General features: G+C 65.7%; 19 protein-coding genes and 1 tRNA gene. 6 read left to right on the top strand and 14 right to left on the bottom strand.

Going from position 1 to position 23,922, the window contains the following annotated elements; all coding sequences use genetic code 11:
* Nucleotide 1 precedes the first annotated feature (1 nt).
* Genes tssE through CDA09_RS03630 form a run of 5 tightly spaced genes read right to left on the bottom strand, consistent with a single transcriptional unit; the run spans nt 2 to nt 3,819 of the window.
* Nucleotides 2–481 (bottom strand): type VI secretion system baseplate subunit TssE, encoded by a 480-nt coding sequence (tssE, locus tag CDA09_RS03650; protein ID WP_121427378.1) that lies wholly within the window; start codon nt 479–481, stop codon nt 2–4.
* A 43-nt stretch (nt 482–524) separates the two neighbouring features.
* A complete protein-coding gene (locus CDA09_RS03645; RefSeq protein WP_121427377.1) occupies nt 525–1,061 on the bottom strand; it encodes an Hcp family type VI secretion system effector in 537 nt (178 codons plus the stop codon).
* Nucleotides 1,062–1,091: 30 nt separating this feature from the next.
* A complete protein-coding gene (tssC, locus tag CDA09_RS03640) occupies nt 1,092–2,579 on the bottom strand; it encodes a type VI secretion system contractile sheath large subunit (RefSeq protein WP_217351279.1) in 1,488 nt (495 codons plus the stop codon).
* The gene (tssB, locus tag CDA09_RS03635; RefSeq protein WP_121427376.1) at nt 2,576–3,097 is read right to left on the bottom strand and encodes a type VI secretion system contractile sheath small subunit; all 522 of its coding nucleotides are present in this window, start codon (nt 3,095–3,097) and stop codon (nt 2,576–2,578) included. The genes tssC and tssB overlap by 4 nt, the downstream gene beginning before the upstream one ends.
* A gap of 53 nt (nt 3,098–3,150) precedes the next feature.
* On the bottom strand, nt 3,151–3,819 hold the full coding sequence (locus CDA09_RS03630) for a tetratricopeptide repeat protein (protein ID WP_286164368.1): 669 nt from the start codon (nt 3,817–3,819) through the stop codon (nt 3,151–3,153).
* 87 nt (nt 3,820–3,906) lie between these two features.
* Here CDA09_RS03630 and tssJ point away from each other — a divergent pair, with 87 nt between their 5' ends.
* From tssJ to CDA09_RS03600, 6 genes are read left to right on the top strand one after another with little or no spacing between them, the layout of a single operon-like run.
* Nucleotides 3,907–4,563: a type VI secretion system lipoprotein TssJ gene (gene tssJ, locus CDA09_RS03625; protein WP_121427375.1), complete on the top strand. Its 657-nt coding sequence runs from the start codon at nt 3,907–3,909 to the stop codon at nt 4,561–4,563.
* 19 nt (nt 4,564–4,582) lie between these two features.
* On the top strand, nt 4,583–5,926 hold the full coding sequence (tssK, locus tag CDA09_RS03620) for a type VI secretion system baseplate subunit TssK (RefSeq protein WP_121427374.1): 1,344 nt from the start codon (nt 4,583–4,585) through the stop codon (nt 5,924–5,926).
* Nucleotides 5,923–6,681 (top strand): DotU family type IV/VI secretion system protein, encoded by a 759-nt coding sequence (locus CDA09_RS03615; protein WP_121427373.1) that lies wholly within the window; start codon nt 5,923–5,925, stop codon nt 6,679–6,681. Before tssK ends, CDA09_RS03615 begins: the two co-directional genes overlap by 4 nt.
* Nucleotides 6,682–6,687: 6 nt before the next feature.
* Nucleotides 6,688–9,507: a type VI secretion system Vgr family protein gene (locus CDA09_RS03610; protein ID WP_286164367.1), complete on the top strand. Its 2,820-nt coding sequence runs from the start codon at nt 6,688–6,690 to the stop codon at nt 9,505–9,507.
* Nucleotides 9,500–10,867: a LysM peptidoglycan-binding domain-containing protein gene (locus tag CDA09_RS03605; RefSeq protein WP_164844364.1), complete on the top strand. Its 1,368-nt coding sequence runs from the start codon at nt 9,500–9,502 to the stop codon at nt 10,865–10,867. Before CDA09_RS03610 ends, CDA09_RS03605 begins: the two co-directional genes overlap by 8 nt.
* The gene (locus CDA09_RS03600; RefSeq protein ID WP_121427371.1) at nt 10,864–11,610 is read left to right on the top strand and encodes a hypothetical protein; all 747 of its coding nucleotides are present in this window, start codon (nt 10,864–10,866) and stop codon (nt 11,608–11,610) included. The genes CDA09_RS03605 and CDA09_RS03600 overlap by 4 nt, the downstream gene beginning before the upstream one ends.
* 32 nt (nt 11,611–11,642) lie before the next feature.
* Here the strand turns inward: CDA09_RS03600 and CDA09_RS03595 are convergent, their stop codons facing one another.
* The 9 genes from CDA09_RS03595 to CDA09_RS03555 all read right to left on the bottom strand — a co-directional run bounded on the left by CDA09_RS03595 (nt 11,643) and on the right by CDA09_RS03555 (nt 23,842).
* A complete protein-coding gene (locus tag CDA09_RS03595) occupies nt 11,643–12,566 on the bottom strand; it encodes a transglutaminase family protein (protein ID WP_121427370.1) in 924 nt (307 codons plus the stop codon).
* A 2-nt stretch (nt 12,567–12,568) separates the two neighbouring features.
* Nucleotides 12,569–15,196 (bottom strand): circularly permuted type 2 ATP-grasp protein, encoded by a 2,628-nt coding sequence (locus tag CDA09_RS03590; protein WP_121427369.1) that lies wholly within the window; start codon nt 15,194–15,196, stop codon nt 12,569–12,571.
* A gap of 9 nt (nt 15,197–15,205) precedes the next feature.
* Nucleotides 15,206–18,586: a transglutaminase family protein gene (locus CDA09_RS03585; protein WP_121427368.1), complete on the bottom strand. Its 3,381-nt coding sequence runs from the start codon at nt 18,584–18,586 to the stop codon at nt 15,206–15,208.
* Between the two features lie 55 nt (nt 18,587–18,641).
* Complete coding sequence (locus CDA09_RS03580) at nt 18,642–19,370, bottom strand: proteasome-type protease (protein ID WP_121427367.1); 729 nt, start codon at nt 19,368–19,370, stop codon at nt 18,642–18,644.
* Nucleotides 19,371–19,420: 50 nt separating this feature from the next.
* Entirely contained in the window at nt 19,421–20,398 is a 978-nt protein-coding gene (locus CDA09_RS03575; protein ID WP_121427366.1) for an alpha-E domain-containing protein, read from the bottom strand.
* A gap of 51 nt (nt 20,399–20,449) precedes the next feature.
* Entirely contained in the window at nt 20,450–21,874 is a 1,425-nt protein-coding gene (locus tag CDA09_RS03570; RefSeq protein WP_121427365.1) for a circularly permuted type 2 ATP-grasp protein, read from the bottom strand.
* 305 nt (nt 21,875–22,179) lie between these two features.
* A complete protein-coding gene (locus CDA09_RS03565; RefSeq protein WP_121427364.1) occupies nt 22,180–22,605 on the bottom strand; it encodes a cupin domain-containing protein in 426 nt (141 codons plus the stop codon).
* Nucleotides 22,606–22,769: 164 nt separating this feature from the next.
* Nucleotides 22,770–22,845 (bottom strand) — tRNA-Thr (locus tag CDA09_RS03560).
* A gap of 79 nt (nt 22,846–22,924) precedes the next feature.
* Entirely contained in the window at nt 22,925–23,842 is a 918-nt protein-coding gene (locus CDA09_RS03555) for a LysR family transcriptional regulator (RefSeq protein ID WP_121427363.1), read from the bottom strand.
* Between the last annotated feature and the right edge of the window lie 80 nt (nt 23,843–23,922).

The following is a 23,922-nucleotide window of genomic DNA, read 5'->3' as shown; positions in this document are numbered from 1 at the left end:
CTCAGTTCGTTCCGCTTCGCGGCACCCGCCGATTCACCGAATACAGGAGGGTTGTCGGTTGCAGCAATGCGTCGAAATTCACCGGTTCCCGGGCGGGGCGGACCACCAGCAAGGCCTTGATCGAAAAGTACAGCGCGTTGACCGAACGCCGCTCGAGTTCGAGCTGAACCTCGACATTGCGCAGACGGGGCTCGTGGCGGGCAATCGCCAGTTCGATCGATTGGCAGATCGCCGCCCGATGCTCGGGATTGTTCAGGCTCATGGCCGCGAAGTCTGCGAGCCCGTAGGTAAGCGGCGAACGCATTGCCTGCGGATAGCTTGCGGCAACCGACTCATCGACGATCGTGCGCGCATTGAGGAGCGCTTCCAGATCCTGCGCAACCGCATCCTTCAGCTGTTCGATCGACAGGCTGCGCCGAGCCGACTCGGCCGGGCTGTCGTCGAACAACTTGTCGAAGAAGGTGGGCTCGAAACCTTTCACGATGACAGCATGCCCGGCTACGCCCTCGAACGCGGCGAGCCGGTCAGGTCAGGCTCGGCGCATTCTTCGCCAGGTTCCAGGCCCCCTGGATATTTACCTTGCCCGACTTGTTCCCGTCGATATTGAGTTCGTCATACGTCCACTTGACCGCGGAGTACTTCAGCGCGAAGGTTTCCGACGGAATGCCTTCACTCGATACGGACGGCGATACCGACGAAATCAGCACGTTCTTGAGTTCGATCTTGAGGTACTGGTGACGGTTCTGCGTACCGCTCGGATTACCGGTGGTGTTCTTGCCGCCGAACGCGCGATAGAAACAAATGGTCGCATCGTTGATGATGAGTCCTGCGGAACAGGCCTGATAGAGCTTCGGACTCGCGCCGTCGATGTCCTTCGTGAAGATCATCTCGCCATGTTCGCAGCGCTCGGCCGTGTGTCCGCCTGCGCTTGAAGCGGTGGCCGATTTCGGCTGACGGATGCTGTGTACCCACGAATACACCTCGACCTGATCCTTGTGCTTCGTATCGCGCGAGTCGCCCTTGATGTCGCTGCCCTTGAACTCGATGTAGATATCCTTCATGGCTTTTCAATCCTTGAGATAGTCGAACAATCAGGCTTTTCCGGACTGGGGCAGTTCGGCGACCAGTCTTAGAGACACGGAAAGCTCGTCGAGCTGGAAATGCGGGCGGATGAACGAGACTGCACGGTATACACCGGGACGCCCTGGCACTTCGCCCACTTCGATCGATGCTTCCCGCAGCGGAAACTGCGCCTTGGTTTCCTGCGATGCCGTATCGTCGGCCGTGACGTACTGATCGATCCAGCGCTGCAGGTACATCTCGACATTTGCGGCACTGGCAAAGCTGCCGATCTTGTCGCGCATCATGGCCTTCATGTAGTGGGCGATTCGGCACACTGCAAAGATGTACTGGAGCTGCGCCGACAACGAGGCGTTCGCGTTTGCCGCATCGGTGTCATAGCGGCGGGCTTTCTGCGTCGATTGAGCGCCGAAGAACGCCGCATAATCGGTGTTCTTGCAATGGACCATCGGAATGAAGCCCAGATCGCTGAGCTCCTTCTCGCGCCGGTCGGTGATGGCGATCTCGGTCGGGCATTTCAACGCCACCTCGCCCTCGCCGCTGCGGAAGGTGTGCGTCGGCAGATCCTCGACCAGGCCTCCGCCCTCGACGCCGCGGATCGCGGCGCACCAGCCATGGTTCTCGAACGCATTGGTCAGTCGGGCCCCGAAGGCGAACGCGGCATTGCACCACAGGTAGTTCGAATGATCGGCACCATCGACCTCCTCCACGAAATTGAATCCCTCCGTGGTGATCCCGTCGATCGGGTTATAAGGCAGACGCCCGAGGAAACGCGGCAGGGTCAGCCCCACGTATCGGGCATCCTCGGAGTCGCGATAGGATTTCCACTTGGCGTATTCGACCGTATCGAATACCTTCGAGAGATCCCTCGGCCGGCTCAACTCGACGTAGGATTCGAGGCCGAACAGCTCGGGCGACGCCGCAGTGATGAACGGCGCGTGGGCGGCGGCGGCGACATGCGACATCTGCTCGAGCAGATAGAGATCTTCCGGCTGGCGCGTCATTTCGAACTGGCCGAGCAGGACGCCGAAGGGGGAACCACCGAAGGTGCCGAACTCCTCTTCGTAGACCTTCCTGAAAAGCGCGCTCTGATCGAACTCGATCGCCGTCTTGAAATCCTTGACGAGATCGCGCTTCGTCGCGTTCAGCAGCTTGATCTTCAACTGAGGGCCGGTCGCGGATTGGCGGCAGAGATAGTGCAGGCCGGTCCACGCACTCTCCAGCGCCTGGAACTCGGCCGCGTGCATCACTTCGCTGAGTTGCGACGAGATCAGACGATCGAGCTCCGCCAGACGTGCATCGAGAGACGCGGACAGATTTTCGGACACGACGACTTCGCCATCGAGAACCTGCCTGGCCAACTCACCGATGATGTCGCGCGCGTGGTGTCGCTCCGACTCAGAGCGGGCGACGCGACTCTCTTCGATGATACGGTCGAGGAGAAGGGCCTCGGATCCCGCAGCGACGGTATCGACCGCACCGGCGTGCATCGTGGTCATCGCTCCTCCCCCGACGCTGCGGCGTTGCCGCATGCGCCGATGGCGCGCAGCTTCTCCGTGCTCGTCAACACATTGCTGAGGAGATCATCAAGTTTCTCGTTGCCCGCCAACTTGTTCCGAAGTTCGGCAAGCTTGGCGCGCGCTTCCATCAGCTTGCGCAGGGGCTCGACCTGCCGGACGACGGATTCGGGACGAAAATCCTCGAAAGCGCTGAAAGTCAGATCGACGCCGAACTCACCCCCCTCGCCTGAAAGCCGGTTCCTGACCCGAAACGACGCACGCGGCGCGACCGCAGCGATCACGTCATCGAAATTGTCGGTATCGACGCCAACGAACTTGCGGTCACGCAGCTTCGCCTGCCCCGCTTCGCTCCGACCGGCGAAATCGCCGAGCACGCCGACAACGAAAGGCAACTCCTTCTGTTCGATGGCGTCACCCTTCTCCACGTCATAGGTCAATTGCACGCGCGGCGGCCTGACCTTCTGCAGACGCTTCTGAACGCTTTCCTTCCTGGACATGGTTTCCTCCTGGCGAGACGTCGCCAATCAAGCAGGCGTCCCGGTGGGCACTCTTATCGAAGACCGCTGAATGGGCCAGCGCCGCCGGGAGCGCTCGGCGTGACCGGCTCAGCCGCACTCGCCGCAGGCGTGACCTTCTTTAGGCGCACCTTCGGCCTGACCTTCTGCTTCTGGTTCTTTTCCCGCTCCTCGGCCAACCGCCGAGCCTCGAGTTCTTCAGGTGTAGGCGGCGGAATGAGCACCGACTCGCCCAGCGATTCGCGCATCACCTTGGCAAGCGCAGCGGCGTCGCCGCGCGCGGAACCGGTCATTTCGGCATCGGTACGCAAGTCAGCAAGCGACTCGGTCGCCACACGCAGGCCGCTTACGGCACGGACGCTCTTTGCAACACGATCCGACGGATCGCGGTGCAACACTTCACCGGCCGCAATGATCGCTTCGCCGTACTTGCCGCCATCGAACTGAATCTTCGCGATGCGCACCCACGGATCCTTGGCTGCGGGGTTGAGATCGGCCGCCTTCGACAGAAGGCCGACCGCCTCGTCCCGCTTGCTCTCCGAGAGCAGCTGATCGACCTGCACGGTCGTCGTCTGCAAGTACTGCGAAAACTCGCCCTGCGACATCTTCTGCGGCGCGGACGCACATCCAGCAACCAGCAAGACCGTCGCCAGAGCGCCCGTCGTTCGTAGTTTTCCGATTGCCATCACCACCTCTGAAAGCATTTTTATGTCATTTACATCATTGCAGCAAGAATCTCGGCATAGTACATTTGCATTGATTCATAGTGCAATCTTTTGGCATTATTTTTTATGCATTTGTCACATATTGGATCTGCTATCGAAACGATGGCGGGCCGATTCCCGCGCTTCGGGACCGCTGCCCTCATCCTGTCGCTCGCCGCGAGCGCTACAGGTTGCACTTCTGCACCTGCACTCCAGATTGCAGGGACGATCGCAGGTGTGGCCATGGAAGCGGCTGGGCTGCGCAAGACGGAGGATCACCCCGATCCGGATGCGCCGCAGCCGCTTGCCATGACCTTGTCGACGGGCCCGGCGACCAACGCCACGGCTGGCGGTGAACCGCTGGCACTGGTCGTGCGCATCTACCAGTTGCGCAGCGACACCGCGTTCGCGCGCCTGACGTACGGGCAGGCCAGCGACCCGGACGCGGAACGCGATGCACTACAGAACGATCTCGTGACCGTTCGCGAAATGACGCTTCTCCCCGGCCGGATCTACCGGTTCGAGGAGCAGGTACCGGGACGTGTCAAGGTCATCGGTGTCGTCGCGCAGTTTCATAAACCGGCGGCGAACCGGTGGAAGCTGGCGTTCGACCGCGACGCATCGCAGAAAGCCGGCATCGCCATCGGGTTCCACGCCTGCGCGATGACGGCGGGAACCGGTGAGCTTTCCGGTTCCGCAATGACCGTATCTTCCCGCTCGCTCTCGGGCGTGCGCTGCATCTGAACCAGGAAACCCGAACTCCGTGACACCCAACAAGATCTTGTGGGGCGAAGGACTGTTTCTCCGCCCCCAGCACTTCCAGCAGCAGGATGCCCGCCACGAGGCATACGTCCGCAAGGCCATGCTCGCGGCGGAGCCGTTTGCATGGGGCCTGCGTGCGCTTGAACTCGACCGTGACGCACTCGCGGGCGGGACCTTGCGCGTCGATCGCCTCGACGTGGTGCTGCCTGACGGCGAAATCTACTGCGCACCGGGCGAGGACCGGCTCCCGTCTCCCCTCGCGCTCGACCCGTTCGACTGGGACGGCGGCCCGGTCGAACTTCACCTCGCGCTGCACCATCTGCGGGATTTCGGGAGCAACTACGACGCGGGCGAAGGCGGCACCACCAACAGCCGTTACGTGCTCGACACGCACCAGGTTCCCGACCTGTTTACCGACGCAGTGGAGGCGGAAATCAGCGTCCTGCGCAAGCAGTCGCGCCTGATCGCAAGCACGCAGGCGTCCGATCAGTACCTGACGATCCCGCTCCTGCGCATCCGCAGGACCACGACCAACGGGTACGAATTCGATCCCTCCTTCATCGCTCCGAGCCTGCGCGTCGATGGCGCGCCGGCCTTGTGCCTGATGTTGCGGCGACTGCTCGACGCGCTCCAGGCGAAAGTCGATGCACTGTATGGATTCCACCGCGAACCGACGAAAAACGTCATCGAATTCCGATCGGGGGACGTCGCGTCATTCTGGCTCCTGCACACCGCGAGCAGCGCGTTCGCAGCGCTCGCCCACATCCAACGGAATCCGTCACTCCATCCCGAACGTCTCTTTCAGGAACTGTTGCGCCTTGCAGGCGGACTGATGACGTTCTCGAAATCCCACACGCTTGCGGATCTACCCGCATACGATCACCGACGCCCCGCTTCGTGCTTCGAGAAGATCGACGGCATCCTGCGCAGTCTGCTCGAAGCCGTGATCTCGACACGATATTTCGCGATTGCGCTGGTCGAGCAGAAACCGTCGTTTCATCTGGGCAGGATCGATTCGGACAAGATCTCGCACGACTCGCGGTTCTTCATGGCGGTGTCGGCAGCACTTCCCCTGTCGGAGATCATCGAGTCGGTCCCGGCCCGCTTCAAGGCGGGGGCTCCCGACGATGTCGAAAAGCTCGTGCTTTCGGCCATGGGCGGCGTGTCCCTCACGCACTGCGCACAGGTACCGCCCGCGATACCCGTGCGTCCCGGAGCCTGCTACTTCAGCCTCGACCCGCACGGCCCCTTGTACGAGCGCATGGTCAAGGCGCGCAGCATCACGATCTATGCCCCGGCGGGGTATCCCGACCTCAAACTCGAACTGATCGCCGTCACGTCATGAACGCCAATCCGTCGATATTCGCCGCCCCCACTGGACAAGCGGCTTCCACGCCTCAAACCACTCTTGCGGATCTGCTGTACGAGGGGTTCTACATGGTGTTCCTGCTGCGGAATTCGAAGACGCCGCGCGACGCGCGCGAGTTTTCCGACTGCGTGACCGGTTTTCTCGCGGATTTCGAACGCCAGGCGAAGCGGCACGATTTCACGCCCGAGGACATCTTCGACGCCAAATATGCGTTCTGCGCAACCGTCGACGAGGCGATCCTGGCTTCGCGGCTTTCGATCCGCGATGACTGGGAGCGCCGTCCGCTGCAGCTGAGCCTGTTTGGCGACCAGCTTGCCGGCGAATACTTCTTCGACAAGCTCGGCGTCGCCCGCGACGGGGGATCCCGCCGGATACAGGCGCTGGAAGTGTTCCACATGTGCCTGCTGCTCGGGTTTCGCGGCAAGTATCTGCTCGAAGGGCCGGAGCGACTGGCCTACCTGACCGCGCAGCTGGGCGAGCAGATCGCTCACATCAAGGGCCGCAAGGCGGGTTTCGCCCCCCACGGCGCCCGCCCCGACAGCATCTCGCATGAACTGCGACGCAGCCTGCCCGCATGGGTGACCGTCGCCATGGTTGCGCTGAGCGCGCTCGGCGCCTTCACCGGCATCCGCAGCCATCTGGAATACACCACGCGGGAAGCCCTTGCGCCCTATCACGACATCATCAAGGTGGCGGCCAAACGTCCCCACATCACCATCACGCTGCCCTGACCGCAAATGCGATCCGCAGAACCCGATTCCCTGCTGTCACAGCGCGCGCGCCTGATCGAAATCCGATCCCCCGTCGCGACGGCATTGCTCGTCGAACGAATGGCGGGACGCGAAGCGGTCAACGAACTGTTCCGTTTCGACGTCGACTGTATCGCGGCCGATGCACACATCCCCCTTCCGGACGTGCTGGGCAGGGAGTTCGCACTGCGCCTGCGTCTGGCGGACGGCGGCATGCGGACCTGGCATGGCTACTGTACGCACGCAGCCCCGCTCGGCAGCGACGGCGGGCTGGCACGTTACCGACTGACGCTGGAGCCCTGGATCGCCCTGCTCGCCCAAGGGCGGCGCAGCCGCATCTTTCAGGACCTTGACCTGCGCGGAATATGCGACGCCGTGTTTGTCGGCTACACGACTCATGCAAACTGGCGTTTCGAGGTGACCCAGACGCTGCGCCAGCGCAGCCTCTGCATTCAGCACCGCGAAAGCGATCTCGATTTCCTGCTGCGCTTGCTCGCCGAGGAAGGCATCTCCTTCCGGTTTGAACATGAGCAGGCGCCCGAGACCGGCGAGGCGGCGGACCGCTCCCGGCACGCGGTCATCTTCTTCGATCGCCACGCCGAACGCGCCCGATCACTTCAGGAGCGCATCCGGTATCACCGCGCCGACGCCACGGAGGCCACCGACACCATCCAGACGCTCGCGGACGCCTACCGTATCGGCACGAACGCCGTAAGCCACGGCGCATGGGATTATCGGACCCTCGCCTCGACCAGTGCCCATGCTCGCAGTGCAGTCAACCACGACGACCTGCCCCGTCTGGAGGATTACGATGGCAGTGGCGCGTACCGCTTCGAATCCGATGAATCGGCTGCGCAGCGGGTGGATCTTGCCCTCGCCGGGTACGAAAGCCGCTATCGGCGCCTGTGCGGCGAAGGCACGATGCGCACGATGACTGCGGGGACACAATTCGCCCTGGAAGGCCACGCCGCGTTCAGCGGCGAGCACGCGGAGTTTGCCGTCCTCAGCGTCGACCATCGCGCCGCCAACAACCTGGGCAGCAGCGCCACGACACTCCTGCCCATCCACGACATCGAGCCCGGCAGCTATCGCAACGGCTTCGTGATTCAGCCTGCCGCAGCACCCATCCTGCCTGCACCGCGCCGCAAGCCGCTGGCACATGCGGAGACCGCGGTGGTCGTCGGCGAGGCATCTGCCGCACTGACGTCCGACCGCGATCACCGGATCAAGGTGCAGTTTCACTGGCAACGGGGCGAGAGGCCGAATGACGGCGGGCTCGCGGCGACGCCTTCCGAAACAGGCGGCGAGAACGCGCCGGGAGACGAGCGCAGCGGCACCTGGGTGCGCGTTGCCGAATGGCTTTCGGGCCCGGACTGGGGGAGCCACTTCCTGCCGCGGACGGGCACCGAAGTGCTGGTGGATTTCGTCGAAGGCGACATCGATCGCCCCCTTGTGGTCGGTCAGCTCTACAACGGCGTCGGCCTTCCCCCCTTCAGCGCCGGCGACGCAAGCACGGCCAACCACCCCGGCGTGATCTCGGGCTGGACGAGCGACACGCACGGGGGCGATACGGGCTTCAACCAATGGCTCGCCGACGACGCACCCGGCCAGTTGCGCACGAGACTCGCCAGCAGTTACGCCGCATCGCAGCTTTCACTCGGCCACCTCGTCGAGCATGACCCACGAAGCGCGGTGCGTGGCCCCTGGCGCGGGACGGGGCTCGAATTGCGCACCGACGGTTGGATGGCGATCCGCGCCGGCGAGGGCATCCTGATCTCGGCCGCCACCCGCCCGAACGCGTCCTCGACACAGATGGACGTCGCCGATGCAGTCAGCCAATTGCGGGAGGCGGAACGCACCGCACAGGCACTGTCCGATGCCGCCGCAGCGCAGTCCGCTCGGCCACTCGCCGCCAACGCCGGGCAAAGCGCCTTCATCGACGCAATCGACACTTCGCGCGCGGGCCGCTTCGAGGGGAGCGTCGGCGGCCAGGCTGCCCGGAAAGCCCGGCCCGGCAGCCGCGAGCCGGACGCCCCGACCGAGCGGTTCTCGCAACCGTACATTGTCACCGAGGGCCCGGACGACATCGGTCTTTCCACGCCCGCAGCGGCCCTGCTCTTCGCGGGAGGCCGTCTGCATGCCACCACGCAGCAGGACTTTCATGTCGCCGCCGCACACGCCTTCAGCGCCACGATCGGCGAAGGGGCCAGCTGGTTCAGCCACTCGGGCGGCATCAGGAGCATTGCCGCGGCCGGCAGCCAGACCGTGCAGGCGCACACCGACGCGATGGAAATCCTCGCCGACCAGTCGGTGGCGGTGACCAGTTCGAACGACGAGATCCACATCTCCGCCAAGGACCGCATCGTGCTGCAGGCGGGCCAGTCCTCGGTAACGCTGCAGGGCGGCGACATTACTTTCGCCTGCCCGGGGACGTTTTCGGTGAAGGGGGCGGGGCATGCGTTCGAGGGGCCGGCCAGCAACGCGGCATCGCTGCCGCGACTGCCCAGCGGCGCAACCACGCTCGACGCGCCGGCAACGCCGCTTCAGCAGGTCTACAGCCAGACGCTCGGCTACGCGGATTTCCCATCGTCGTGGCTTCCCGATATCGCAAGCTCGCATATCGATGTCCGTCTCGCAGGGGAATCGATCGGGCACCTGACAAGACCGGACACGATGCATCATTCATCAACAATACTGACAGCCACGCCGGATGAAGTACGCTTCTGGCTCGGCTCCCGAAAATGGAGCGTGGAGGAGGACGTCGAGCTCGCCGATGCGAGTCCGCTCGGGGAGGACGACGATGCCTGAGCCGACGGAAGTATTGCGCGATCCGTATCTTGTACGCGATGGCGACACGCTCGCCGGCATCGCCAAGCGAGCGGATCGTTCGGTGAAGGACCTTCAACGCCTGAACGGGCTCGCCAACCCTCACCGGCTAAATGTCGGTCAGACGCTCTACCTTTCCGAACGGACCGCCTTCGGGTTCAGCGCTGTATTTCTCGATGCATTGCGCTGCCCGATCAGCAACCTTCCCTTTCGCTGCGAGTATGACGGCAGGACCGTCATTGGCGTGACTGACGAGTCCGGACGGATTGCCCACCAGATCACGCGCTCTGCCGCATCGCAGGTCGCAGTCTGGGTCCGAACCGTAGAGGGCAACTGGACCTGCCTGGTCGACGCCGTGTCAGGCCATGGGCACAAACTGCTGAGTTTCGTGAGCGACGCCCTGGTGGTGGACGGGCGAACGGAGGCACATCCACCGAGCGCACCAACTCGACTGCCCGAACCGACAAACCCAGCCGCCACACCAAGCAAGACTCAGCCCACGGCTCCGCGGCCGGCGCAAGGCACGGCGGCGAAGAACAACCGGAACGTGAAAAAACGCCCCGCAAAGGGGCCACAGGGACAACCGGTAATCGAAGTCAGCGTCGATCTTCCCGCGGGCCTGATGGCGCTGTTCGCGTGGTACGAGGGAGGAAGCATCGGCGATGACGAATGGGAGATCATTGCGGATGGCCTGAGCTGTGAACCTGCGGTGCTCAGGGCGATCGCGCGCGTGGAAAGCGGCGGCCGCAGCTCGTTCTGGCGGCTCAATAGCCGCGACGGCGCACAGATTCCGGCGCTGGTGTTCGAACGTCATTACTTCAGCCGCCTAACCCAAGGAAAATACGACAATGGGCACCCCGACATCGCGTGGCCACGCAGCTATCGAAAGAATGCCGAATTGGGCAGTAGGAATATGCTGATGCACGACGGCACCGTCGATGCGGACGACGTGTATGGCAATTACGCCCGGGGCTACCTGCGCCTGATCAACGCATACCGTCTCGCCCCCGAAGCCGCGCTGAAATCCTGCTCATGGGGGAAGTTCCAGATCATGGGGGAGAACCATAAGCTCTGTGGTTACGATTTTGTCGACAATTTCGTCAGAGAGGCGTGTATCTCAGAACACGCCCAAATCAAACTCCTCGCCGCTTTCATCCGCCGGAAGGCACCAGCATGGAAGAACCCGAAGAACAAAGCGCTGGGGAAGGAGATCTCGCTCTGGGACGCCGTCAAGATAAAAAACTGGGCCGCGCTCGCCTTCAATTACAACGGCCCGGACTACAAGACCTATCGTTACGACGAAATGCTCAGGGCCGCCTACGAGGAATATTCGAAAACATGAACATGCGGCTTTTCGCAGGTATTACGGCTCTGATGTTGCTGCTCTCCTCAATGGGCGCCAGAGCCGAAATCGCAGTGGATGGTAACTGGAGGTCTGAGCCGGGAGTTCCCCTGGAACAATGGGAAGGCAGCAGGCTGGAAGCTGCTACGCTCGCGACTGCCATCGCACTCAGCGCCACAAGCGCCGGCAAGAAGGCGGCTAGCCGTCGGCCGGAATTGGATTTGGGCTTCAGACTCTACATCGAGGGTACGAAGTACTACGTCAAACCCGCATTGTTCATGGCGAAGGACCGTCCTGACGAGGTCTGCACGCCCGCCTCGTTCACGAGGGCCCCCACGTATCAATGTGAGGAAGGCCAGCGTTACAAGGTTTCCTGCCACCTGATGTTTTTCAATGCACAATTGGAGAACATCGGCGTCTATCGCTTCCGCCCGCAGGAGGGGTACGAGACATACTGCAACGCGGTATTGGCGATGGGCGTTGCCGACAAGGAACGCAATGAGCTGTTCGTGACCTTCCAGTATTTCCCGATCGATCGGCCTGCGGCGCGCGCGGCGAACGAGGTCGGCAAAGGCTGGACGCGGATGACGTCGCTGCTGCGGCTGACCCTCGCCGACGGCAGGATATCGGTCGCGGAGGATGGCGCTTGCATTCCGAACCCGAATGCGCTCGAAACGATCCCGGACGCCCGAGTGGCGCTCAAGCGCTGTCGCGGGACGGAAGCGACAAAGCAGCGCAAGTAGCAATATCGTGCGCCCGCGAGTAGGGCGATACCTCAAGCGGAGCCATCGACCGGAAACGGCGTGCCAACAACGTCCGTTGGCGTGACCGTCACACCCACCTTCAGCGTATGCTCTCCTCCTCCCTGGATGACCCCGCGGATCGGCGAGACGTCGCCGAAATCACGCCCCCACGCCAGAACCAGGTGGTTTTCGTCGGCCAGGCAATCGTTTGTCGGGTCGAGTTCGATCCAGCCGAGTTCGGGGACGAACAGGGCGACCCAGGCGTGTGAGGCGTCGGAGCCTGTCAGCCTTGGCTGACCGGGCGGGGGGTCGGTGCGCAGGTAGCCGGAGACGTAGCGCGCGGCGAGGCCGAGCGAGCGCAGGCAGCCGATCATCAGGTGGGCGAAGTCCTGACAGACGCCGCGCTTCATTTCCAGCACTTCGAGGACGGAGGTGCCGACCCGGGTGGCTTCGGGGTCGTAGCGGAACTCGGTGTGGATGCGGCGCACGAGGTCGCGGGCGGCGTCGATCACCGGGCGGCCGGCGACGAACGAAGGGGCGGCGTAGTCTTCGAGTTCGCGTTTGACGCGCACGCCGGGTGATTCGAAGCGCATGTGCTGGGCAGCGGCGATCGACTCCCCGAGTGGGGTTGCACGATAGTCGAGGGCGTCGCGCACCTTCTCCCAGGCAGGACCGTCGATCGGCGTGGCGAGCCACGGTCGCGGGGCGAGCGTGAGCGTCTGCTCGCTTTCGACGTGCAGGTGGTCGTGCGAGGCGGCGAATTCGATGCGGTCAGCCGGGTTGCCGAACACGTCGATGCCGTGCGCGCGCGTCGTCGGTTCGGGGTCGATGCGCAGCGCCTGTCGTTCGAGCATCTGCCAGGGCACGGGCCGCGGGACGAGGTGCAGGAGATGCCGCGCGGTCTGCACCGGCTGCGAATAGTGATACTCGGTGGTGTGCAGGACGTGGTAGCGCATGTTCAGGCGGAAAGGATGCGCGCAGCGGGGCGGACGTGGGTGAAAAAACGTTCGGCGATGCGGTTGGACAGGGTTGCCGAGGCGTCGTGAACGATGTGCAGGATTCGTGCGAGTTCGCTGCACCCGGCACAGTTGGCGCAGCGCTGCGCCGCCACCGTCCCGTCCGGCAGCGTGAGTTCCAGCTCGTGCAGGGAAAACGCGTTCAGTGTACCGACGGCATCGCGGAACACGGGGATGCCATAGTCGGCCTCCCCCTCTGCCGCCCCGGATGCGGCGAGGTCGCGCTGCAGCGATTCGAGGTAGCGCAGCAGCATGTCGGTCTGGAAGGCGACGGCGTGCGGGTTGTCGGTGTCGAATACGACGAGGTCGAGCGTCGGCAGGACGTCGGGAGTGCGGAGATAGCGCTGGCGGTAGGCTTCGGCGCAGTCGGCCAGCTCCAGCAGCGCATCGACGCCGGCCGGTTGGCCGCCGCAGGCTTCGAGGAAATGCGCGACGATGCGGCTGCGGCACTGCAGGCGCTCGATGCGGCGGCCGAGGATCAGGAAGCGCCAGCCGCTGTCGCGCATCATCTCGTCCATCGCGAAGCCCGAAAGCGAGACGCACGCGAGCAGCACGCGGTCCAGGGTCGACAGCAGCGTCGCGATGTCGGACGGCGCGCCGCCGTCGAGGCGCTGCCGGCGCAGAATGTCATGCAGGCGGTTGAGGGAGTGCCAGTGGTCGATGGACAGACGATCGCGCACCTGGGTGGCGGCCCAGACGGCACGGCGCAGGGTGGCGGCGAGGCTGCCGGAGGCGTTCTCGTCAAGCGCCCCTTCGACGAGGCGACGTGCCACGGACCGGTCTTCCTCGGGCGGCAGCAGGCCGAAGCGCTCGCAGTAGCCGACGGCAGTGGCGAGGACGCCGGGTTCGCCGAAGAAGTCGCCCGCTGCGGCACCGAGTGCCGCAGCGCCGAGACGAGCCGCCGCGGACGCCGATTCGCCTTCCTCGTTCAGCCGGTCGCACGCGAAGCGCAGCAGGCGGGCGCTGTTTTCGACGCGCTCGCCGTAGCGGCCGAGCCAGAACAGGTTCTCGGCGCTGCGGCTGGCGATCTCGGGGCCGGCGCGCACGATGTCGCCGGCGCCGAGTTCGCCCTTGAGCAGGCTGAACTGGCTGACCGGCACATCGGACAGGACCCAGGTGTCCTTCGACGAGCCGCCGCGCTGCATCGACAGGATGTCCACGTCGCCGCTGCCCGAGACGCGCGTGAGTCCGCCGGGCATCACGCGCCAGCCGTCGGGCGTGACGACTGCATAGACGCGCACCCCGATCGCACGCGCGAGGAGACGGCGGTCGAGCGTCGGGCTGCCGGCGTCGGGCATCACCGGCGCCTGCGACAGCTGCACCAGTTCCTGGCCGATGTAGGCGTGCGGGCGATGGCGCAGGCGTTCGGTCCAGTGCGCACGTCCGCGGGCGTCCAGCTCCCGCCCGAACACGGCCTGCATGCGTTGCGAGGGATAGGCGGGCTTGATGACAAGTTCGGCGAGATGTTCGACGACGTAGTCGAGCGCCGGCGCTTCGCCGCACCACCAGCTGGCGACAGCCGGCATCGCGAGCGGTTCGCCGAGGAGGCGTTCGGCGAGCTTGGGCAGGAAGGCGAGCAGGCCCGCGGATTCCAGCACGCCGCTGCCCAGCGCATTGGCAACCAGCACGCGGCCGGCCCGCGCCGCCTCGACGAGGCCCGGCACGCCGAGGGAGGATTCGCCGCGCAGTTCGAGCGGATCGGTGTAGTCGTCGTCGAGCCGGCGCAGGATCACATGGACGCGCCGGAGGCCGCCCAGCGTCTTCAGATACACGGCGTCGCCGCGCACCGTGAGGTCCTGGCCTTCGACCAGCGGGAAGCCGAGGTAGCGGGCGAGGTAGGACTGTTCGAAGTAGGTCTCGTTGTAGGGGCCGGGCGTGAGCAGCACGGTGAACGGCGTCTCGCCGCGCTCGACGGGGGCCCAGCGCGCGAGGCTGTCCTGCATGTGGCGGAAGAAGTCCGCGAGGTGATGCACGCGCAGGTCGCGGAAGAGCTCCGGAAACAGCCGCGACACGATCAGCCGGTTTTCGAGCGCGTAGCCGGCGCCCGAGGGCCCTTGCGTGCGGTCGGCGATCACCCACCAGCGGCCGTCCGGCGAGCGTGCGAGGTCGGCGGCATAGACGTGCAGGAAATGGCCGGACGGCGGCTGCGTGCCCTGGCAGGGCCACAGGAAGCCGTTGTGGCCGTACACCAGCGCGGCGGGCAGCGCGCCGCTGCGGATCAGGTGCTGCGGTCCGTAGAGGTCGGCGAGCACCCGGTCGAGGAGATCGGCGCGCTGCGCGACGGCGGCCTCGATATGCGTCCACTCGTCGGCCGGCAGGATGAAGGGCAGCGGATCGAGCGCCCACGGCCGGTCGGCCCCGTGGGGATCGGCATAGACGTTGTAGGTGGTGCCGTTCTCGCGGATGCGCTCGGTGACGAAGGCCTGGCGCGCGCGCATCTGGTCGGGCGTCGAGGCGTCGAGGGCCTCGAACAGCGGTCGCCAGTGCGGCCGCAATTGCTCGGCGCCCGCCAGCATTTCATCGTAGCGGCCGGTCGGGCGGACGTAGAGGGAGAGCAGCTTGTGCGGCATCGCGGAAAGTCAGGGCCTGGCTTTGCTTGATCCTCTCAAGTCTAGCGTGAAGGGGAATTCGGCGTTGCGCTGCGCGGTGTCGATCCGTGAAGGACGACCGCCGGGCGTGTGGCCCATGCGGAAGAAGCGCGCGAGGCGGCGCGATTCGGCCTCGAACGCGTTCACCGGGAAAGTCTCGTAATGGCGCCCACCGGGGTGGGCGACGTGGTACTGGGCGCCGCCGAGCGAGCGCTGCATCCAGGTGTCGACGAGGTCGAACACCAGCGGCGCGTCGACACCGATGGTCGGATGCAGGCAGGACGCCGGTTGCCACGCTCGGTAACGCACCCCGGCGACCGCCTCGCCGACCGTGCCGGTGGCCTGCAGCGGCAGCGCTGCACCGTTGACCGCCAGCACGTAGCGGTCGGGCGCCATGCCGCTCACCTTGACCTGCAGGCGCTCAAGCGAGGAGTCCACATAGCGCACGGTGGCGCCCGCGGCGCCCTCCTCGCCCATCACGTGCCAGGGCTCGAGCGCGTGGCGCAGTTCGACCTCGATGCCACGCACGGCGAAGTCGCCGACCTTGGGGAAGCGGAACTCGAAATGCGGCGCGAACCATTCCTCGCGGATCGGCAGGCCGAAGGCGTTCAGCTCGGCGATGACGTCGGCGAAATCCTGTTCGACGAAATGCGGCAGCATGTAGCGGTCGTGCAGTTCCGTGCCCCAGCGCACGAGACGCTCGGGGGCGTAGGGTTGCTGCCAGAAGCGCGCGACCAGCCCGCGCAGCAGGAGCTGCTGCGTGAGCGACATGCGCGCGTGCGGCGGCATCTCGAAGGCGCGCAGTTCGAGCAGGCCGTGGCGGCCGGCCGGGCCGTCGGGCGAATACAGCTTGTCGATGCAGAACTCGGCGCGATGGGTGTTGCCGCTGACGTCGATGAGCAGGTTGCGCAGCAGGCGGTCGACGAGCCAGGGCGGGCATTGCCCCGAGTGTTGTTCGCTGAGGCCGATCTGCCGCTCCAGCTCGCGGAACGCGACCTCGATCTCGTGGACCGAGTCGTTGCGCGCCTCGTCGATGCGCGGCGCCTGCGAGGTCGGACCGATGAAGAGGCCGGAGAAGAGATAGGACAGCGAGGGGTGGTTGTGCCAGTAGCCGATCAGGCTCCGGAGCAGGTCGGGGCGGCGCAGGAAGGGCGAGTCGGCGGTGGTCGCGCCACCGAGCACGAAGTGGTTGCCGCCGCCGGTGCCGCTGTGGCGGCCGTCGAGCATGAACTTCTCGGTCGACAGGCGGGATTCGCGCGCGGCCTCGTAGAGGAAGGTGGTGTGGTCGACGAGTTCGTCCCAGTTGGCGGCCGGGTGGATGTTGACCTCGATCACGCCAGGGTCGGGGGTGATGCTGAAGTGCGCCAGGCGCGGATCGGACGGTGGCTCGTAGCCTTCGAGGATGACCGGCTGGCCGAGCGCCGCGGCGGTATCCTCGACCGCGGTGACGATCGCGAGGTAGTCGTCGAGTGCCTCGGTGGGCGGCATGAAGATGTACAGCGTGCCTTCGCGCGGCTGCGCGCACATCGCGGTGCGCGTGATCCACGCGGCGGATTCGTGCTTGCCGGGAATGCGCGCGGCAGCGGCAGCGGCAGCGGCCGCCTCGCGGGCTCTGGCCTCTTCGGCACGGGCGCGCGCCGACTGCTCGCGCAGCTGGTGGCGCAGTTGCGCATGCGTCGCGAGCGGCGGGAAAGCCTGCGATGGGTCGGGCTGGTGCAGGTAGGGATAATCCCGCCGGCTGACCCAGGGCTGCGAATCGAGCGGCAGGCGGTAGCCCATCGGCGAATCGCCCGGGGTCAGGTAGCAGCGCTCGGAGCGCAGGAACCACGGCCCGGAGACCCATTGCCCGGCGGGGTCACGCGCGATCGGCAGCACGGCGCCGACGGCGTTCGGCAGGCCGTGCGCGAACACGCGCATCAGGCGCTCGCGCTCCATCGGATCGTCGAGCCGCGCGTCGAAGGGATCGACGTTGGCCGGGAGGCGGTGTTCGCGCCACAGGTAGTAGAAGACATCCTCGAAGGCGTCGAACACGTGCTTCGGATCGAGCGCGAGCCGCCCGGCGACGCCCGCGAGGAAGCGGTTCGCAGCCGCGGCGTCGGCCCCGGCCGGATTGCGCTCGTCGGCGTAGAGCGCGGCATCGCGCCACATCGGCTCGCCGTCGCGGCGCCAGAAGGCGTTCAGCGACCAGCGCGGCAGCTGCTCGCCGGGATACCACTTCCCTTGGCCGAAGTGCATCAGGCCCCGGGCGCCGTATTTCTGGCGCAGGCGGTGATACAGCGCCGCGGCGAACAGGCGCTTGGTGGGCCCCAGCGCCGTGGTGTTCCATTCGTCGCCATCGGGATCGTCGATCGACACGAAGGTCGGCTCGCCCCCCATCGTCAGGCGCACGTCGTGGGCCGCGAGCTGCGCGTCGATCTCGTGGCCGAGCGCCTCGATGCGTGCCCACTGCGCGTCCGTGTAGGGCTTGGTGACGCGCGGCGCCTCCCGGATGCGCTCGACCTTCATCGCGTGCGCGAAATCGCACTCGCAGTCGTCGACGAGGCCGCTGATCGGCGCCGCCGACGAGGGCTCGGGGCTGCACGCGAGCGGGATGTGGCCTTCGCCGGCCAGGAGGCCCGAGGTCGGATCGAGGCCGATCCAGCCCGCGCCCGGCAGATAGACCTCGCACCAGGCGTGGAGGTCGGTGAAGTCCGCCTCGGGGCCGCTCGGGCCGTCGAGCGACTTCACGTCGGCGGCAAGCTGGATCAGGTAGCCGGACACGAAGCGCGCCGCCAGCCCCAGGTGGCGCAGCAGCTGCGCCAGTAGCCAGGCGGTGTCGCGGCAGGAGCCGCTGCCGAGCGCCAACGTCTCCTCGGGCGTCTGCACGCCGGGTTCGAGGCGGATCACGTAGCCGATGTCCTGCCGCAGCTTCGCGTTCAGGTCGACGAGAAAGTCGATGGTGCGGCGCCTGCCGCGCGGGATCGCCTCCAGATAAGCGGCGAAGCGTTCCCCCAGCCCCTTGCCGATGCTCATGCGGTGCAGGTAGGGGGCGAGCTCGACGCGCTGCGCCTCGCCGTACGCGAACGGGAAATGATCGGCCTCCGGTTCGAGGAAGAAATCGAACGGATTCAGCACCGCCATCTCGGCGACGAGGTCCACCTCGACGCGAAATTCCCGCGTCGGCTCCGGGAAGACGAGGCGCGCAAGGTAGTTGCCCTGCGGATCCTGCTGCCAGTTGATGAAGTGTTTGCCCGGCAGCACCTTCAGCGCGTACGACAGGATGCGCGTGCGGCTGTGCGGGCACGGTCGAAGGCGCACGACTTGCGGCCCGAGCCGGACCGGCCGGTCGTACCGGTAATGGGTGACGTGGCTCAGGGCGACATGGATCGACACGCTGGATCTCCGCGGATTGTCGGGGCACCGGGCGAGCCGCTGCGATGCGGCACGCTCACAGCCAGTCGGGGTTGGGCAGTTCGGCGAACGCGTCGCGCAGCCGCTCGCCCCACTGCCCGCGAATCTGCATGTAGTACGCGTGATCCTGGTCGATCGACAGGTGGGACTTCACGGAGAGCGCGTCGCGCTCGACCACGCACAGGTCGAGCGGCAGGCCCACCGACAGGTTCGAGCGGATCGTCGAATCCATCGACACCAGCGCGCACTTGGCCGCGTCGGAAAGCGCGGAGCCGTAGCGCAGCACGCGGTCGATGATTGGCTTGCCGTACTTCGATTCGCCGATCTGGATGTAGGGGGTGTCCTCGGTGGCCTCGATGAAGTTGCCCGCGGCATAGATGTTGAAGAGGCGCGGCGTCTCGCCGTAGATCTGCCCACCGACGATCAGCGAGGCGTTGAACTCGACGCCGAAGTCGCGCAACGCGTCCGCATCGCGCCGGTGCACCTCGCGCACGACGTCGCCGACGTGGCGTGCGACCTCGAACATGTTCGGCGCGTTGAAGAGGTTGGCCGAATCGGTGAGCGCCAGGCGCTCGCTGACGATGTTCACGATCGACTGGCTCACCGACAGGTTGCCCGACGTGAGCATCACGACGACGCGCTCGCCCGGCCGCTGCCAGACGTGCATCTTGCGGAAGGTGTTGATGTGATCGACCCCCGCGTTGGTGCGCGAGTCGGACAGAAAGACCAGCCCCTTTTCGAGGCACATCGCGACGCAGTAGGTCATGGCATTCGCTCGCTAAAGGGCCACGGGCCGCAGGTGCCGACCGCAGCGGATCAAGGGGTGGTGGGCTCGCCCGGCTCACCGCCGACGAGGAAATCGTCGCTGATGCGCGCGCTCAGGTCACCGATCGCGTCGATGAAATCGTCCAGCCACGCGTGCAGCCCGCGCGCGAAGATGTCGTCCATGCGGGCGTAGCGCAGCACCGCGTAGAGCTGGCCGGCGCGGCGAACGGTCTCGTCGGAGCGGCTGTTGCGCACCTTGCCGAGGATCCGGACGATCCCCTCCGTGCACGAATGCAGCGCCCGTGGCAGGTCCTCGCGCAGGATCAGCAGTTCCGCGACGCGCTCGGGCGTGATCACGTCGCGATAGACCTTGCGATACACCTCGAACGCCGACACCGAGCGCAGCAACGCGCCCCAGTGGTAGAAATCGCTGGCTTCGCCGAGATCGTCCGCCTCGCCGTGATGCACGCCGGCGAGGCTGTGGTACTTCACGTCGAGGATGCGCGCGGTGTTGTCGGCGCGCTCGAGCAAGGCCCCCAGGTGGATGAACTGGAAGGCCTCGTCGCGCAGCATCGTGCCGAACATCGCCCCCCGCATCAGCGAGGCGCGCTGCTTCACCCAGTCGAAGAAGGCCGCGATTCCCCCGACATGGATCTCGTCGAAGCTCTGGTCGCGCAACAGCACCCAGGTTTCGTTGATCGTCTCCCACATCTCCGCCGTCAGCGTGCCGCGCACCGCGCGGGCGTTTTCGCGCGCCGCGCGCAGGCAGTTGTAGATCGACGACGGCTGCGTCTCGTCGCGCACCATGAAGTGCAGCACGTTCGTCGCCGTGATCTCGTCGTGCCGTTTCGCGTACGCGAATTCGAGGCTGTTCAGCGCGATGATCGCGTTCCAGTTGCTGCGCTCGGTTTCGGCGTCATGCGGGACGAGCGACATCTGGTAGGTCACGTCGAGCAGACGCGCGAGATTCTCGGCGCGTTCGGAATAACGGGCCATCCAGTAGAGGTGATCGGCCGTGCGGCTCAGCATGATCCGGACTCCGGCGCGGCGGACGCGGTCGGGGAGCGGGGACGGAGCGGCTCAGGCATTGCCGTTCTCCAGCACCCACGTGTCCTTGGTCCCGCCCCCCTGCGAGGAATTCACCACCAGCGAGCCCTCCCGCAGCGCGACCCGCGTGAGCCCGCCGGGCACCAGCGACACCTCCTTGCCCGAGAGCACGAAAGGCCGCAGGTCGATGTGACGCGGCGCGATCCCGCTCTCGACGTAAGTCGGGCAGGTCGACAAGGCCAGCGTCGGCTGCGCGACGTACTTCTCCGGATGCGCGCTCAACACCGCGCGGAAGTGCTCGATCTCGGCTTTCGTCGCGGCCGGTCCCACCAGCATCCCGTAGCCGCCCGCGCCGTGCACCTCCTTCACCACCAGCTCGGACAGATGCGCCAGCACATGGCGCAGCTTGTCCTTCTCGCGGCAGCGGTAGGTCGGCACGTTGTTGAGGATAGGCTCTTCGCCAAGGTAGAAGCGCACCATCTCGCCGACATAGGGGTAGATGGACTTGTCGTCGGCGACGCCGGTGCCGATCGCATTGCACAGCGTCACCCGCCCCGCGCGGTAAGCCTTCAGCAGGCCGGGCACGCCCAGCATCGAATCGGGCCGGAAGGCGCGCGGATCGAGGAAATCGTCGTCGATGCGGCGATAGATCACGTCCACGCGCCTCGGCCCGCGCGTCGTGCGCATGTACACGGCGTCGTGTTCGATGAAGAGGTCGCGCCCCTCCACCAGTTCCACCCCCATCTGCTGCGCGAGGAAGGAATGCTCGAAGTAGGCGGAGTTGAACGCCCCCGGCGTCATCACCACCACCGTCGGATCCTCCACACCGGCCGGCGCCACCGCACGCAGCGTCTCCAGCAGCAGGTCCGGGTAATGCTCGACCGGCGCAATCTTCTGCTGCGCGAACAGCTCCGGGAAGAGCCGCATCATCATCTTGCGGTTCTCGACCATGTAGGACACGCCCGACGGCACGCGCAGGTTGTCCTCCAGCACGTAGAACTCCCCCGCCCCCGCGCGCACGACATCCACGCCCGCGATATGCGCGTAGATACCGTTCGGTACCTTGAAGCCCTTCATCTCCGGGCGGAACTGCGCGTTGTCGAGCACCTCCTCGGCAGGAATGCGGCCCGCGCGCAGGATGTCCTGGTCGTTATAGATGTCGTCCAGGAACATGTTCAGCGCCTTCACGCGCTGCTTGAGGCCGGCGCGCAGCGTCTTCCATTCCGCATTGGGGATGATGCGCGGGATGGTGTCGAAGGGGATCAGCCGCTCGGTGCCTGCCTCCTCGCCATACACCGCGAAAGTGATGCCCAGGCGGCGGAACGCAAGATCGGCCTCGGCCCGCTTGCGCGCCATCACGTCCGGCGACAGCCCGCGCGCCCACGCCTCGAACGGCGCGTAGTGCGCGCGCGTCTTCGCATCCGCGTCGTGCATTTCGTCGAAAGACAGCGTCGTCATGATGATCCGATTCCCGATGCAATTGATCGAACATCAGCGAAGACCGTTCCACGGCGCGCTTCCCCGGTGAAGATACGCAAAGTCATGTCATCCGCACGATTTCCGCATGAACAGGCACCAAGCCTGTGCTCGCTCCCGACATTCGCCGTGCATCTGCACCGGAAAGCGTCCCCCGCCCGCCTTACACCGCCGCGCGGGGCACCATGGGACAAGGAGCAATAAACTTTATCCTAGGAAAAAATCGTGCACTCTGCGGCCCCCGATTCGCCGCCCGCGCACCGAAGCCGGGTCCGGGCGCGGACAACTCAAGGCTCGCCGCCGTCTTCGGCAGGATCGTACGGAACGACATTCTCCTGCTCGGCCGGATCGTTGCGCGCAACGATCGCGCGCGCCGGTTCGCTGTCGCTGAGATTGAAAGCCTGATGTGGGACATCCGGCGCAATGAAGAGGAACTCCCCGGCGCGACTCACCACCCGCTCGCGCAGCCCCGGCCCGTAGCGCGTCTCGACGCTGCCTTCCAGCACGTAGATCGCGGTCTCGTAGCCGCGATGACGATGCGGAGCGGCGACGCCGCCGGGGGGAATGACCACCACGTGCATCGACAGGCCCCGGCTGCCGGCCGTTTCGCCCGAGATGCCGACGAAGTAAGGCAGCCGCTGCCGCGTGGCGATTTCGCGGTCGGGACGAACGGCCACCACAGTCCGGGAAGGAATCGGGTTCGGGGTCGACATGCGCACTTCCTGCGAGCGACGACGCGGCGCGAATGCGTCGCAGGCATCGCGTCCTACTCAGGGTAGTCCGCCGAACCGGCGCTGTCGAGAACGCCCCGCCGACGGTGCGGGCGTGCGCCCCAAAAGCAACAGGGGCTTGCATCGCTGCAAGCCCCTGTCATGTTTGGTGCTGGTGAGAGGAATCGAACCCCCGACCTACTGATTACGAATCAGTTGCTCTACCAACTGAGCTACACCAGCGAAAGAGGCGAGAATATACCGCACGATTTTTGATCGTACAAGTGCCTGCCTCCGGATGATGCGAATCCGCCAGCGCGGCTCACTCGACGATCGACGGCGGCGACGAAAGCCAGTAATCCGGGCGCCCGTAATGGTTCTTCAGGTGATCGATGAAGAGCCGCACCCGCAACGCGAGCCGCGTGCGCTGCGGGAACACCGCGTAGATGCCCATCGTCGGCGCGGCAAACTCGTCGAGCACGGTCACGAGGCGCCCGGCGCGCAGGTCGGCGTCGACTTCCCACAGCGAGCGCCAGGCGAGTCCGTCGCCGGCCAGTGCGCACTGGTGCAGCACCGCGCCGTCGTTGCATTCGAGCCGCCCGCCGACCTTCACCGTGAGCGTCTCCCCCTTCTCGTCGCAGAACAGCCAGCCGCGCTGCTGGCCCAGCGACAGGCAGTTGTGGGCGGAGAGATCCGGCGGCGTCTCGGGCGAACCGTGGCGGGCCAGATAGGCCGGACTCGCGACCACCACGCGCCGGTTGTCCGCCAGCCGGATCGACACGAGGCTGGAATCGGACAACTCGCCGATGCGGATCGCGCAGTCGATACCCTCGTTGACGAGATCCACGACGCGGTCGGTGAGATCGAGCGTGCACGACACGTCGGCATTCATCTCCAGGAATTCGCGCAGCAGCGGCGCGACATGCAGCCGCCCGAAACCCGCCGGAGCGGACACGCGGATATGGCCGCTCGCCTTGACTCCCCCGAGGCTCACCGAGGCCTCGGCATTCGCGAGGTCGTTGAGGATGCGCTGGCAGTCCTCGAGGAAGGCCGCGCCCTCGAAGGTGAGCGAGATGCTGCGCGTCGTGCGCGTCAGCAGCTTCACGCCCAGCCGCTGCTCGAGCGCATCGAGCCGGCGCCCGATCACGGCTGGCGTGACCCCCTCCGCCCGGGCGGCGGCCGACAGACTGCCCCTGGTCGCGACACCAACGAAGGTTTCGACCTGCTTGAACGCGTCCATTTTGTACTTTTAGTAAAAGATAAATTGACCGTACAGGGTATTCAGTCTTATACAAGAGTTCAATACACTTCATCCTCAAC

The sequence above is a fragment of the Azoarcus sp. DN11 genome, from assembly GCF_003628555.1.
Lineage (GTDB): Bacteria > Pseudomonadota > Gammaproteobacteria > Burkholderiales > Rhodocyclaceae > Aromatoleum.
The sequence above is the reverse complement of the archived record's forward strand: the minus strand, read 5'-3'. Positions and strand labels throughout refer to the sequence as shown.